The organism is Mycobacterium sp. M23085 (genome assembly GCF_045343915.1).
In the GTDB taxonomy this organism is placed as follows: Bacteria; Actinomycetota; Actinomycetes; order Mycobacteriales; family Mycobacteriaceae; genus Mycobacterium.
In genome coordinates this window covers 897047-909885 of record NZ_CP174280.1, presented here as the reverse complement: position 1 = coordinate 909885, position 12839 = coordinate 897047, and the positions used below count along the sequence as shown (strand labels likewise).

11 protein-coding genes and 1 pseudogene are annotated in these 12839 nt (G+C 60.1%); 3 read left to right on the top strand and 9 right to left on the bottom strand.

The features are described 5' to 3' along the window. Positions 1 to 99: 99 nt before the first annotated feature. Positions 100 to 932 (bottom strand): annotated as a pseudogene (locus ACIUM1_RS03720) (class I SAM-dependent methyltransferase). 461 nt (positions 933 to 1393) lie between these two features. Between ACIUM1_RS03720 and ACIUM1_RS03715 the strand changes: the two are divergent. From ACIUM1_RS03715 to ACIUM1_RS03705, 3 genes are read left to right on the top strand one after another with little or no spacing between them, the layout of a single operon-like run. Continuing rightward, positions 1394 to 1840: a sugar 3,4-ketoisomerase gene (locus ACIUM1_RS03715; RefSeq protein WP_406815937.1), complete on the top strand. Its 447-nt coding sequence runs from the start codon at positions 1394 to 1396 to the stop codon at positions 1838 to 1840. Beyond that, complete coding sequence (locus tag ACIUM1_RS03710; protein ID WP_406815936.1) at positions 1837 to 2271, top strand: sugar 3,4-ketoisomerase; 435 nt, start codon at positions 1837 to 1839, stop codon at positions 2269 to 2271. Before ACIUM1_RS03715 ends, ACIUM1_RS03710 begins: the two co-directional genes overlap by 4 nt. A 44-nt stretch (positions 2272 to 2315) precedes the next feature. Then, the gene (locus ACIUM1_RS03705) at positions 2316 to 3434 is read left to right on the top strand and encodes a DegT/DnrJ/EryC1/StrS family aminotransferase (protein ID WP_406815935.1); all 1119 of its coding nucleotides are present in this window, start codon (positions 2316 to 2318) and stop codon (positions 3432 to 3434) included. Between the two features lie 62 nt (positions 3435 to 3496). Here the strand turns inward: ACIUM1_RS03705 and ACIUM1_RS03700 are convergent, their stop codons facing one another. From ACIUM1_RS03700 to ACIUM1_RS03665, 8 genes are all read right to left on the bottom strand, one after another. After that, entirely contained in the window at positions 3497 to 4513 is a 1017-nt protein-coding gene (locus tag ACIUM1_RS03700; RefSeq protein WP_406815934.1) for a class I SAM-dependent methyltransferase, read from the bottom strand. Between the two features lie 83 nt (positions 4514 to 4596). Continuing rightward, positions 4597 to 5118 carry an acyltransferase gene (locus tag ACIUM1_RS03695; protein ID WP_406815933.1) on the bottom strand — a complete coding sequence of 174 codons (522 nt, stop codon included), beginning with the start codon at positions 5116 to 5118 and terminating at the stop codon, positions 4597 to 4599. A gap of 176 nt (positions 5119 to 5294) precedes the next feature. Further along, on the bottom strand, positions 5295 to 6170 hold the full coding sequence (locus tag ACIUM1_RS03690) for a glycosyltransferase family 2 protein (RefSeq protein ID WP_406815932.1): 876 nt from the start codon (positions 6168 to 6170) through the stop codon (positions 5295 to 5297). Between the two features lie 66 nt (positions 6171 to 6236). Then, complete coding sequence (locus ACIUM1_RS03685; protein ID WP_406817515.1) at positions 6237 to 7163, bottom strand: glycosyltransferase family 2 protein; 927 nt, start codon at positions 7161 to 7163, stop codon at positions 6237 to 6239. Positions 7164 to 7213: 50 nt separating this feature from the next. Beyond that, positions 7214 to 8005: an ABC transporter permease gene (locus tag ACIUM1_RS03680; protein ID WP_406815931.1), complete on the bottom strand. Its 792-nt coding sequence runs from the start codon at positions 8003 to 8005 to the stop codon at positions 7214 to 7216. Next, the gene (locus tag ACIUM1_RS03675) at positions 8005 to 8745 is read right to left on the bottom strand and encodes an ABC transporter permease (protein ID WP_406815930.1); all 741 of its coding nucleotides are present in this window, start codon (positions 8743 to 8745) and stop codon (positions 8005 to 8007) included. The genes ACIUM1_RS03680 and ACIUM1_RS03675 overlap by 1 nt, the downstream gene beginning before the upstream one ends. Then, positions 8742 to 9689, bottom strand: a complete 948-nt coding sequence (locus ACIUM1_RS03670; RefSeq protein WP_406815929.1) for an ATP-binding cassette domain-containing protein — start codon at positions 9687 to 9689, stop codon at positions 8742 to 8744. Before ACIUM1_RS03670 ends, ACIUM1_RS03675 begins: the two co-directional genes overlap by 4 nt. 177 nt (positions 9690 to 9866) lie before the next feature. Then, a complete protein-coding gene (locus ACIUM1_RS03665; RefSeq protein ID WP_406815928.1) occupies positions 9867 to 12785 on the bottom strand; it encodes an RND family transporter in 2919 nt (972 codons plus the stop codon). Positions 12786 to 12839 lie beyond the last annotated feature (54 nt).

Here is a 12839-nt window from a genome sequence, read left to right as displayed (position 1 = left end):
TTGTCCACTTGTCGGGGTGGTGTTTGGCGAGGCAGGGGCCACCTGCCGTGGCCGAAGGCGCCTCGCAGGTGGCCATGAACGAATGCAAGCGTGGCCGGGTCAAGCCGGGGAAGCGGTCTTGATGCCGATGAATGTTCCTCGAAGATTCGCTTGATAGGCCCCGCCGAGCAAGCTTTCTGCGATGTTCGGTTCTAAATTATCGTATTCTTCCATCACCAAGTCAAAACCAACATCATGGATTGTCTGCAGTAAATGCTCGCGCTGAATCCAGAAAGATTGGCGATTATTCCAGGCGGCCCATTTTGCGGTTTCTCTCCTATCGAAGGATTTATTATCGCGGAATTCTGTATACCATCGCCCGGCGAGGCCTTCGTTTTCGGTAGGCGCAGAGAGGATGAACTTTGTCGGCTCCGACTTTCTCAATAGCCTATCAGTGAACCATCGTGCACGTGTCGATAATCCAAACGTCCTGTCGTTGCGCCCGATAACCGAGAATGCGTCTGCAGGATAAAAAGTTTCTTGGTCACGGCTGAGATCGTTTCCAAATATTGCTTCGGACGATCGAGGTGGTACAGAAGACCGCAGCAGAATACGGCATCGAATACCCCGTGGTCGGCGATGTTCAGCGCATCGTCCTGTACAAACTCCAGATTTGGCAAATCTGCCTTGGATTTGACATAGTTGCATGCGGCGATATTAGACTCACGCACTTCGATCCCGAGGACTTGGAAACCCATGCGTGCGAATTCCACGGCGTATCCACCTTCCAGGCAGCCCACGTCGGCCACACGAATGTGGCTTTTATCGCCGGGAAAAACTGTTTCGAGGAATCCACGCGCTGATATAAACCACGGGTTATCCACTAATCGAGCGGAATTGGGCATAGTGTACATGCCGTCGTCGAGACGAATGTTGTGAGCGGTAAATTCCAATGCCTCTTCTCCCCACGAGCATGGTGCGCTTCTGCTTTTCGTCGCATTGCTCGACCAGCGGAACCAGATGTACGGCGAGCCGCGTTTAACGCCCACGTATGAACTTGCGGGCACGGATAGGTTAATACAGGTGACCTGCTCTTCGTGCGCAAACCACGAGGTATGCTCCACTGTAATTCTCTCGGTTCGCGACGACCGGTCCAGGGCCTCTAGCCTGCTGGGCACTTGCGTCGGCACGCCGTGGCGCCTTGAACTCTCGGTGCGGCCGGATCGCACGGCGCACGCTCGAGCTGACTTCGCCCTTCCTGCGTACTAACGGCGCGCCCGGTGGAATACTGGCCGAGCACGGAATGCGGTCGTGGATATCGCCGACATGCCGAGGTCTGCGGGCGGCCAGTTCGATATGCCTGGAAGGATCTTCCTATGCCTGGTTACAGCCCAGCCCCAGTACCCGCGCCACCATGCAGAGCGAGACGGCAGCAGCCAGGCCGCGCATGATCAGCACCCATGACTGCAGATTGATTGATCTGCCCAAGATTCACGACCCTCGAGGGAACCTGACCTTCATCGAATCGGGTAGGCATGCGCCGTTTGAGGTGGAAAGGGCCTTTTGGATTTATGACGTCCCAGGTGGTTCCCTGCGCGGCGGGCACGCGTATCGAACAGGTCAGGAGCTGATCGTTGCGCTATCCGGGAGCTTCGAAGTCATGTTGGACGACGGGTCCCACCAGGTCCGCTATATCCTGAACCGCTCATACCACGCTCTTTTGGTGCCCAATCTCATCTGGCGGGAGATGATTAACTTTTCAACGAATTCGGTCGCACTCGTCCTTGCCTCGGTCCCGTTCGAGCCCGAGGATTATGTGCGCGATTACGAGGATTTCCTGCGGCTCAGGAACACGCAATGAGCCGTGTTGATGAGTGCAAATTGGTCGACCTTGACAGGATCGAAAGCCCCAGTGGCAACTTGTCGCCGCTATATGGCGGAGTCCACATACCGTTCGCAATCAAGCGGGTCTACTACCTGTACGACGTCCCCGGCGGCGCCGAGCGTGGCGGCCACGCGCATCGAGAGCTTCAACAATTGATCGTCGCAGCCTCGGGTTCTTTTGCGGTCACCCTCGACGACGGGCAGAACCAGCGAACGGTGTCGCTCGACCGTTCGTACTACGGGCTCTATCTGCCCAGCATGATCTGGAGAGAGATCACCGGTTTCTGCACGGGAGCCATCTGCCTGGTGTTCGCCTCGCTGCCCTACGACGAAGGCGACTACATCCGCGACTATCAGGACTTTTTAGCGACGGTACGCAGCCCGATCGCAGGGGACGGTGTCGGTTGAGCGGACTACCGTTGCGGCCCGACTCGTCAAAGCGAGGAAGTCCCATGTCTGATTCTCCTGCTGCAGTGCCGTTTCTCGATGTTCGCGCGGCCACGCGGGAGCTCGAAGTGCCTCTGCGGGAAGCGATCGAGCGGGTCGTGCGCGGCGGGTGGTACGTGCTCGGCGAAGAAACAACAGCGTTCGAACGAGAATTCGCCGAGTTCACCGGCGCCCAACATGCGATTGGCGTGGGTAATGGACTGGACGCTATTGCCCTTGCGTTACAGGCACTCGGAATTGGCCCCGGCGACGAAGTCATCGTGCCAGCACACACTTTCATCGCAACCTGGATCGCGGTGGCGCGCACTGGTGCGCGCCCCGTGGGCGTAGAGCCCATCGTTGGTCAGTGGAACCTGGATCCCGGTCGGTTGGCGGACGCAATTACTCCGCGCACCCGCGCCGTCGTTCCCGTCCACCTCTTCGGCCAGCCGGCAGAGCTCGAAGAGATACTGACCGTGGCAAAGGAACACGGGCTGGCAGTAGTAGAGGATGCCGCGCAGGCACATGGGGCACGCTATGGTGGCCAGCGCATTGGCGCTCACAGCGATGCCGTGGCCTGGAGTTTTTATCCTGGGAAAAACCTTGGGGCTCTTGGTGACGGGGGTGCCGTGACCACGGACGATGCAGCACTTGCTGCTCGTGTGCGGTCACTTGGCAACTATGGCAGCAGCAAGAAGTACGTACATGACCTCATTGGCGCGAACTCGCGACTCGACGAGATTCAGTCAGCGGTCTTACGAATCAAGCTGCAGCATCTCGACACTTGGAATTCTCGCCGTCAAGCGATCGCAAAGCGTTACACCGACGAACTTGTTGCCGTCGACGGACTCAAGTTGCCGGTAGTCTCGCCCGACCGGGAACACGTGTGGCATCTGTACGTCGTTGACCATGAGTCGCGCGATGAATTGCAAAAGCACCTTGCTACTAAACGGATCCAGACTTTGGTGCATTACCCGATCCCGCCACATAGGTCAGGTGCGTTTGAACCTCTGGGACTCGTCGAGGGCACATTTCCTATTACAGAACAGGCGGCCCGGACCCACCTTAGCCTGCCCATTGGTCCTCACCTTTCGGACGAAGATGTCACCCGCGTGATTGATGCCTGTCGGTCGTTTACGTCGTAACAAAAGAAGGTCCACGATTTCAAGCAGACACTGACGCGTCGCGTACGCGCTTCCATCGAGTCTCAAATTTTGTCAGCAAGTCTCAGCGAGTTCGTATCGTGAAGGAAATGGGCAGCCTCGACTGGTTTCGTCTGGCTGAGACGTTCTTGTATGTCGATGGTCTCATCTCCGTTACGGTAGCCGATCTTTGATCGGCTTTGGCCATCGATCATTTTCTGGTCGCAGAGGAAATACTCCCAGGACTCCGAGACGGATGCGTTCAACCATCTGTCGCCAAAGGAGGCCCCTTTGTCGTCAACGGCTCGGCAGACAACCGACAGATAGCCAGCGCTTGAGTCTTTGACCCAACGAACCGTGTCTTGAGGCGGGTATCTGTGGTAAAGGCAATCGATCGGGGCAAGCTGGAAGTAGCGCAGCATGTAATCCAACATCGGAATGGTGAGGTACCAGAATGTATTCGATTCCGATTGAAATCTGCCGCTGTTATTGAACTCCATGGCAAAACCATCATGATCGACCACGTTGGTGGATACGATAATCAAGCCGTTTTTTTTGAGAAGCGGCCGTACACCGGCGAGGACGTGAAAAGGTGAGAAGACGTGGTACAGCACACCGGACAAATTTATCAGATCGAAGCCCGGCCACTGGCGACTTGCAATCTTGTTTGACAGTTCGTAAAGATGGCCAATTTGCTTGAATGAAAAATCGACGTCGTAATAGTGCATCAATGCGCGCATCTTGAGATAACAGTGAAGCATGAAATCCGTCGCCAGAACACGGCTTGCGCCTTGGCGGCACATCAAGACCGGGATCAACCCCTCCATGCTGCCAATGTCTAAACAATCGGCTCCATTGAGATCGCAATTGCGCAGTAGCATTCGAGGAAGTAGCGGCGTTGTCTGCGGATACTGCCCCTTGGTGATGACATCCGGTATCAACTCAGCGTCGTAGTACCAGAAGCTGTTGTAAAGCTTCGATCTCAATATCGCCTTGCGGGATTTTGGGTATCTGCGGACCGTTGCCCATTGGGCATAGGCTAGAGAGAGACCCTTTTCAAGAGCAAAATTTGTGATCTGCATGGCGCCTCTCCTTTTGGAGTCTAAGCGGGGTCGGCCCGACCGGTCCTGCTGCCTCCGGACTGCTGGGCCGCTCTACTTTTTTGTCAGGAATTTCCGTCGGGCTCTAGCGACGTATCGTCATCGGCTTCGTGTATGTCCGCGTAGCCGGTGATCACGGCGGGGTTGCCCATGACGATCGCCGAAGGCGGTACGTCGCGCGTTACTACAGCTCCTGCACCGATCATCGCCCGCGCTCCGACGGATACACCACAGAGAATCGTTGCGTTGGCTCCTATCGATGCGCCTCGCTGGACAAGTGTTCGCATATACTCTGGAGGGCGCTTCCTGCTGCGCGGAAACAGATCGTTGGTAAATGTCGCATTCGGTCCCACGAACACGTCGTCTTCCAGCGTGACCCCATCCCACAACTGCACGCCGCATTTGACTGTTACCCGATCACCAACAACCGCGCCCCCCTCAATGAAGGTGTGATCACAAATATTGCAATCGGAACCGATTCGCGCTCCCGCGAGCACATGCGAAAAGGCCCAAATGCGCGTTCCCGGTCCGACGTCGTTTGTCTCTACACGGCTGTCCGGATGCGCAAAAAACGGCTCAGTCGACATGCTAACCCCTGCTGCTCTTCTTTGATCCAATCGTGGCCGTCGATGCCCGGCACTTCGCGGCGGACACGATTCGGCGTGAGTGAACGGCACCGTACCAATCGGGCCGAAAACGGGCAAAGAACACCGAACGCGCGGCGAACAAAGCGGTTCAGTCCGCCCTCTGCGGCTGGCGGTGCTCACAGGCGATCGCGTAGTTGCCGGGCACGTGCGAACTGACGATAAGGTGCGACCGCCAAGGTTTTCATGCGCGACCACCGATCCGGCCCATAGATCAGGACTTCCAAGCCTCGTAGCAGCCATATGGGCAGCCACCAAATTGCCGCCGTGACCCGGATAAGTGTAGGGGATGCGGGATCTACGATCATCCAAGTCAGAAGGTGCAGTCGATCGAGCCACCAGGGTCGCGAGACGAAGTCATCTGCCGTAAAAGCTGTGTGATGACGGACCGACATTTCCTGTGGGACAAAGCAGGCCGCCGACCTGAGCAATAAACGCAACCAGAGGTCCATGTCGGCGAGATGGGCAATGTCCTGGCGAAGACCCCCTATATCCATAGCCAGCTGTCGTCGAAACATCACGGAGGTTGGTTCACCTATCCAATTGGTGCCCAGACCTTGCACCACCATCTGCATGACTAAGGAGGGGCCATGGTTGTATTGTTCAAGCTTTCTAAAGCGAGTATGCAGAGTGCCGCATCGCTTTAGCCACAACTGGTCGTCAGTGAGCACACGCCGGGGGGCAAAAGCCAGTCCGACGGCGGGGTTGTCAAAACTTCGAACCAGTGTTTGCAGGGCGCCGGGGAGCAGCCAGTCGTCGCCGTGTACGAACTGAATGTAGCTACCACGCGCGAGTTCAATGCATTTGTTGTGGTTTTGGTTGGCCCCAAGACGAGACTTGTTGCGTATTAATCGGTCTCCTGCCCTCAGCATGGTTCTCGCAATAGGCACGCTATCGTCCGACGAACCGTCGTCAACGACGAGGATCTCGAAGTCGCCGTCCTGATCGAGGACGCTACGCAGGCACCGCTCGATCGTCGCGCCGTTGTTGTACATCGGTACGCACACCGATATGAGGGGGGCCGTTGGACCTTCGACGTCGGAATTCGCGGTTGCCAAGCGCTATGCACCACCTTCCGTCAGCGACCCGTGTGTCATTCGATCGCGGAACTGTCTCGCTTGGGTGAACTCGCGAACGGGCGCCGCTAGTATGGTCCTGAGGCGCGGCCAACGCTGAGGCCCAAACATCGCAACCCTCAAAAGCTGCCCCATCCAGGCAAGTAACCACCACGGCATCGCAGCAGCGCGGACCAGACGGGTAGACGCCGGATCCATGATCATCCAGGTCAGGATGCGCAGCTGGTCGAGCCAGTGGCGGTGGGCCTTGGTGATATTGGCCGACTCCGTGGTCGCGGTGTGATGCCGCACCGAAAGCTCCTGCGGCACAAAGCAAACCGCGCCTCGGAGCATGAGGCGCAACCAGAAATCCAAGTCGACGGTCTGATAGACGTCGTCACGTAGGCCACCGGCGTCTAGTGCCAGCCGGCGCCGGAACATCACGCAACTTGGTTCGCCGATCAGATTGGCGCTCGCTCCCCACAAGGCCACCAACTGCAGCACCAGTGACGACCCGCGGTTGTGTTCTCGCAGCTTCGCGAAATAGACGTGCAGCTTGCTCGGTGCACGTCGTCGCTCGCTCCAGGGAAGGTCGTCGGTCTGCACCCGCCGGGGCGCGAACGTGAGTCCGACGCCGGGATCGTCAAACCGGCGGGCCAGGGTCTGCAGGGCTCCGGGAAGTAACCAGTCGTCGCCGTGCAGGAATTGAATGTATTCGCCGCGGGCGAGTTCCAGGCACTTGTTGTGGTTTCCGTTCAGGCCAAGGCGAGACTCGTTGCGTACCAGGCGGTCTCCCTCGCGGAGCAGCGATGCGGCAATGCTCGCGCCGTCATCCGACGACTGGTCGTCAACGATGAGGATCTCGAAGTCGACGCCATCCTGATCCAGGACGCTCCGCAGGCAGCGCTCGATGGTGGCACTGTTGTTGTACATCGGTACGCAAACCGAGACCAGCGGGTTCGCCGGTACATGCTCGGCGTGCGTCACGCGTTGGCCTCGGCGGCCAACCGGTAGCCGCGCACAGCGACCGGGATGGACACCGCGAGCAGCACGACGGCCCAGGTGACGGTTATCGCCATGGGTTGCGCCAACGGGCCGCCGTGGGCCAGCGACCGCATCGCCTCGATGGGCGGCGAAATCGGTTGCATGCGGATCAAAACTCGAACCCACTCGGGGAACTGTGCCATTGGGGTGGCACCCGGATTGACGAACGCCATCGAAAAGGTAAGGCCCACCAGCCAATTCATCGCGGCGCGGCCCTTGTCGCGGATTGCCAGCGTCATCACCAGTGCGGTGAATCCGGTCACCACGATCGACGGAATCAGAATGTACAGCACTATCGTGGGCCAGCCATGGATGAAGCGCAGACCCATCGCCACGCCAATTGCGGTGATCAGGGTCGTGCCGAACAGGGCGCGCACGAACTCGGCGGTCAAACACCCGGTGAGCGCGCTCGCCCGGTGTATCGGCAAGGTCCACATTCGACTGAGCAGGCGCGACTGGCGGTCCATCATGATGCCGACAGAACCGCCAAGGGCGCCGAACAGCGCGGATATCACCGCGCACATCGGCACAATGCCGTAAACACTGTCGATGCCGGTGGCCTTACGCACCTGCTCGCCCAGCACGACTTGGTAGCAGAACAACAGGAAGACCGGCAGCAGCAGCGATCCCATGAGCACCGCTTGATCACGTCGCCAACGGATGAGCAGACGGCTGGCCTGCACCCAGCTCTCGGTCAGCAGGGATGCTCGCGTCTCAAGCCGATGGGTCACTAGCCGCGCCTCTGCATCCGCAAGGAGATCGCACCGAAGACCACCACCATGCCCAGAGCCCAGGCCAGGGTGGTGGCCAGGTTGGTCAGCAGCAGATGGCCGGTGGCCAAGCCGCGCAGCGTTTCAGCGAACTGCGAGAAAGGCTGGTTGCGGACGTACGGGCGCAACCAGCCGGGAAAGGTCTTCTCGGGGGCGATTCCGGTGGAGAGCATGAATAGCAGGAGCTGAGGCACAAAGAGAAGGTGGGTAGCCCCTTGGACGGTTTTTGCGCTCGATCCCAGGGCGTCGGAGCCGAGCGTTACCGCCAGGCACAGCAGCAGTGCGACAGCCACGAAAGCGATGGCATTGCCCGTGCCGCCGGTCATCCGAAAACCGAAGGCAAAGCCGGCAACCATCGCCACTATCAGCGAGAGCACACCCCGCAGCAGGGTGGCCGCCGTCCGGGCCGTAACGGTGGCCGCCGCCGGGACCGGAAGCGTCCGTATCCGCTCGCCGAACCCGAAAATGTGGTCGCGGACCGCGCGGTCTGCAGTCAGCATCCCGACGAAGGTCATCGACTGGACCACTACGGCCGGCAGCAGATACTGCGAATAACTGACGGGGCCGGTGTCGATCAGCCCATGCAGCGCGACGCTGAAGCCCGCCAGATACACGGCTGGTGCGAAGACCTCGAAAACCATCTCGCCATCGCGTGCCGCGGACACCAGCGAACGTTCGGTGAGGGCGGTCAGGGCGCTCATGACCGGGCGGCGGTCCGTTCGGTGATGTGCAGGAAGGCTTCGTCGAGTGATGGCTTGCGCAGCGAGATGTCGGCAAGTTCCAGCCCCAGCGCATCGACTCGGCGGAACACCTCGACGAGCGTCGCCACCCCGTCCGGTGCGAACACCGACACCGAACCCGCATCGCTGTCGATATCGACCCCCTCGAGGCCGGTCAGCGCCGCCGCGACCCGGGTCAGCTCCGCAGGGTTCACCGGCGTCACCTGGCAGTAGCTGGTCCCCACCGCGCGCTTGAGTTCCTCGGAGGTGCCGCTGGCGATCACCCGTCCGTGATCGATGACGACGATCGAGTCGCTGAGCACGTCGGCCTCTTCCAGGTACTGCGTGGTCAGCAGCGCGGTGATGCCCTGCAGGGTCAGCGAACTCACCAGGGCCCACACGTCGCGTCGGCTGCGCGGGTCCAGCCCGGTGGTCGGCTCGTCGAGAAAGAGCACTTGCGGCGGTACCACCAGGGCGCTGGCCAAATCCACGCGCCGGAACATGCCTCCGGAGTAAGTCGACAGCCGACGGTCGGCCGCATCGACGAGGTCGAACTGTTGGAGCAGTTCATCGGCGCGGGCCTTCGCCCGCTTGCGATTCAGGCCGCGCAGCCTGCCGAACAACACCAGGTTCTCCCGGCCGGTCAGCATGGGGTCCATCCCGGTGAACTGCCCGGCCATCCCGATGCTGGCACGAACCTTCGCGGGTTGGTGGACGACGTCGTATCCGGCGACGCTGGCGCGGCCCGAGCTGGGGCGGATCAGCGTGGAGAGGATGTTGATGGTAGTGGTCTTGCCGGCGCCGTTATGGCCGAGCACCCCGCACACCGTCCCGGCCGGGACTGAGAAGTCGATGCCGTTCAGCGCGACCGTGTCTCGCCCGAATGTCTTTGTGAGGCCTTCGACCTCGATCGCCAGAGCGCTCACGATAGGAGTATTTCACGGTGCGAAGGGGTGTGCGGACGGTATAGGCAGATAGCAGTAGGGGAGATGGCGCAGGCCTTTCCGTCGGGCAAAATCATTGCCGTGCAACCTTTCTCGCCGCGCCTTTCGCCGAGGGCGTTGACGGCCTCGCTATGCGGGCGATGAACCGACCAAGACCACCTAGACGGTGGGCCTGGCGATCGGGATCTCGGCTGTGGGGGCGTCCATGTCGACGTCTTCGTGGTGGAGCAAGGTGCGCACCGACTGGCGCGTTCCCACGGAGCGAAGCAGCAGACTGGCCGGCCGCGGCCGAACCAACTGCGGCCACCAGAACCAGCGTCCGAGCAGCGCGGCGATGGTCGGCGTCATGAACGAACGCACGATCAAGGTGTCGAACATCAGGCCCAGGCCGATCGTCGTACCGACCTGACCGATGATGCGCAAATCGCTGACCACCATGGACGCCATGGTGAACGCGAACACCAGCCCGGCGTTCGTCACCACCTTGCCGGTGCCGCCCATCGCGCGAATGATGCCCGTATTGATGCCGCCGGCGAGTTCCTCTTTCATACGGGACACCAACAGCAGGTTGTAGTCGGACCCGACCGCCAGCAACACGATCACCGACATCGGCAGCACCATCCAGTACAACTTGATGCCAAAGATGTATTGCCAGATCAGCACCGAGAGCCCGAACGATGCGCCCAACGACAGCGTCACCGTGCCCACGATGACCAGGGCGGCCACAAAACTTCGGGTCAGGATGAGCATGATGATGAAAATCAGGCACAGAGCACCGATGCCCGCGATGAACAGGTCGTAGGTGGAGCCGTCCCGGAAGTCCTTGAACGTCGACGCGGTACCCGCGATGTAGATCTTGGCGTTTTCCATCGGCGTGTTCTTGAGCGCCTCCTCGGCAGCCAGCCGGATCTTGTCGATGCGGTTGACGCTTTCCGACGTCGCGGGGTCGCCCCGGTGCGAAATGATGAAGCGAGCGGCCTTTCCGTCTGGCGACAAGAATTGGGCCATCGCTTTCTTGAAGTCCGTATTGTCGAAGATTTCGGGCGGCAGGTAGAACGAGTCGTCGTTCTTGGAATCGTCGAACGCCTGCCCCATGGCGGTGGCGTCCTTGTCGTTGTTGGACATCTGGCCGAGGATGCCGGACATGGTGCTGTGGTTCGTCAGCATCATGTTCCGCATGTCCTCGGACATCGCGATCATCGGCGGGTACTGCTCGAGCAGCTGAGGCATCAGCTTGTCCATATTGTCGAGATCTTGGAGCAGACCCACCATCTTGTCGCTTAGCGTGTCGACGCCGTCGAGCGTTTCGAAGATGTTCCTTAACGACCAGCAGATCGGGATGTCGTAGCAGTGCTTTTCCCAGTAGAAGTAGCTACGCAGCGGCCGAAAGAAATCCTCGAAATCTGACATCTTGTCGCGAAGTTCCCAAAGAACCGCGGCCATTTCATGGGTCTTCTGGATCGAATCGTGCGTGATGTCGTTGAGGCGCTTCTGCAGTTCGTAGATGCGCTTCATGATCTCGATCTGCTTGGCCATCATGTCGGCCTGGACAAGCATGTCGTCCATGCGTGCCCTCATGTATTTGAGGTCTTGACCCATTATCGACTGTTGCATGCTCAGCAGGAACGGAATCGAGGTGTGCTGGATCGGTGTTCCCTCGGGCCGCGTAATGCCCTGCACACGCGAGATCCCGTGAACTGCGAAGATTGCCTTGGCCAGTCGATGCAGGACCAAGAAATCCGCCGAGTTCCGCATGTCGTGATCGGATTCGATCATCAGGATCTCGGGCATCATCCGCGACTGGTTGAAGTGACGATCCGCGGCCGCGTAACCGACATTGGCGGGAACGTTGTCGGGCATGTAGAGCCGGTTGTTGTAACTCGTCTGGTAGCCGGGCAACGTCACCAGGCCGACCAGGGCGACCGCGATGGTCGCGCACAGAATGGGCGCGGGCCAACGGACGATCGCCGTGCCGATCCGCCGCCACCGACCGAACCCGATCGCGCGCCTCGGATCGAACAACCCGAAGCCACTGCCGACGGTGAGCACCGCCGGAACCAACGTCAGGGCGATCAGCACCGAGATAAGCATGCCCACGGAGCACGGCATGCCCATGGTCTGGAAGATGGGCATGCGGGTGAAGCTCAGGCACAACATCGCTCCGGCGATGGTCAGACCGGAACCCAAGACGACGGGGGCGACGCTGCGATAGGTGGTGAAGTACGCCGTTTGCCGGTCTTCGCCCGCCTGGCGCGCCTCCTGATAGCGGCCGAAGAAGAAGATCGCATAGTCCGTGCCGGCGGCCATTGCCAGCGCCACCAGCAGGTTGACGGCAAATGTGGAGAGCGCCATCCAATTGTTATTGGCGATGAAGGCGATGACACCGCGAGCGGCGAACACCTCGATCCCGACGGTGATCAACAACAGCACGACCGTCGTGATGGAGCGGTACACCATGAGCAGCACCACGAAGATGATCAAGGCGCCGATCATGGTCATTTTCAGAATGGATCGGTCGCCGGCGAGTTGCATATCGGAGAACAGCGCCGACGGGCCCGTGACGTAGGCCTTGACCCCCGGGGGCGGGGGTGTTCGCGCGATGACGTCGCGCACGGAGGCCACGGATTCCTGGCCCAGGGTGGTGCCTTGGTTGCCCGCCAGATTCAACTGCACATAGACGGCCTTGCCGTCGGGGCTCTGGGCGCCCGCGGCGGTGAGTCGATCGCCCCACAGATCCTGCACATGCTCGATATGCTTTGTGTCGCTTTTTAATTCGCTGACCAGCTTGTCGTAGTAGGCGTGTGCCTCGTCGCCAAGCGGCTGCTGACCCTCCAGGACCAGCATCGCGAAGCTGTCCGAGTCGGACTCCTTGAAGTCGCGGCCCATGCGTTGCATGGCCTGCACCGCCGGTGCGTCTTGAGGGGCCAGCGGCACCGAATGCTGTTGGCCCACAACCTCGAGCCGCGGCACCCCGAACGTCACCAGCAGCGTTAGGGCCACCCAGGCGATGATGATAAACACCGCGAGGTGACGGATGGACCGGGCAAAGCGCGACGGCCGGGTGTGATGCGTGGTCATAAAGCCCTCGACAGGCCGACGACGCTATTGCCCTGTGTCACAGTGGTCCCCACG

Excerpts from the sequence above, each read along its gene's own strand:
- ACIUM1_RS03715 (WP_406815937.1), top strand. The coding sequence starts at position 1,394 with ATGCAGAGCGAGACGGCAGCAGCCAGGCCGCGCATGATCAGCACCCAT.
- ACIUM1_RS03710 (WP_406815936.1), top strand. The coding sequence starts at position 1,837 with ATGAGCCGTGTTGATGAGTGCAAATTGGTCGACCTTGACAGGATCGAA.
- ACIUM1_RS03705 (WP_406815935.1), top strand. The coding sequence starts at position 2,316 with ATGTCTGATTCTCCTGCTGCAGTGCCGTTTCTCGATGTTCGCGCGGCC.
- ACIUM1_RS03700 (WP_406815934.1), bottom strand. The coding sequence starts at position 4,513 with ATGCAGATCACAAATTTTGCTCTTGAAAAGGGTCTCTCTCTAGCCTAT.
- ACIUM1_RS03695 (WP_406815933.1), bottom strand. The coding sequence starts at position 5,118 with ATGTCGACTGAGCCGTTTTTTGCGCATCCGGACAGCCGTGTAGAGACA.
- ACIUM1_RS03690 (WP_406815932.1), bottom strand. The coding sequence starts at position 6,170 with ATGTACAACAACGGCGCGACGATCGAGCGGTGCCTGCGTAGCGTCCTC.
- ACIUM1_RS03685 (WP_406817515.1), bottom strand. The coding sequence starts at position 7,163 with ATGTACAACAACAGTGCCACCATCGAGCGCTGCCTGCGGAGCGTCCTG.
- ACIUM1_RS03675 (WP_406815930.1), bottom strand. The coding sequence starts at position 8,745 with ATGAGCGCCCTGACCGCCCTCACCGAACGTTCGCTGGTGTCCGCGGCA.
- ACIUM1_RS03665 (WP_406815928.1), bottom strand. The coding sequence starts at position 12,785 with ATGACCACGCATCACACCCGGCCGTCGCGCTTTGCCCGGTCCATCCGT.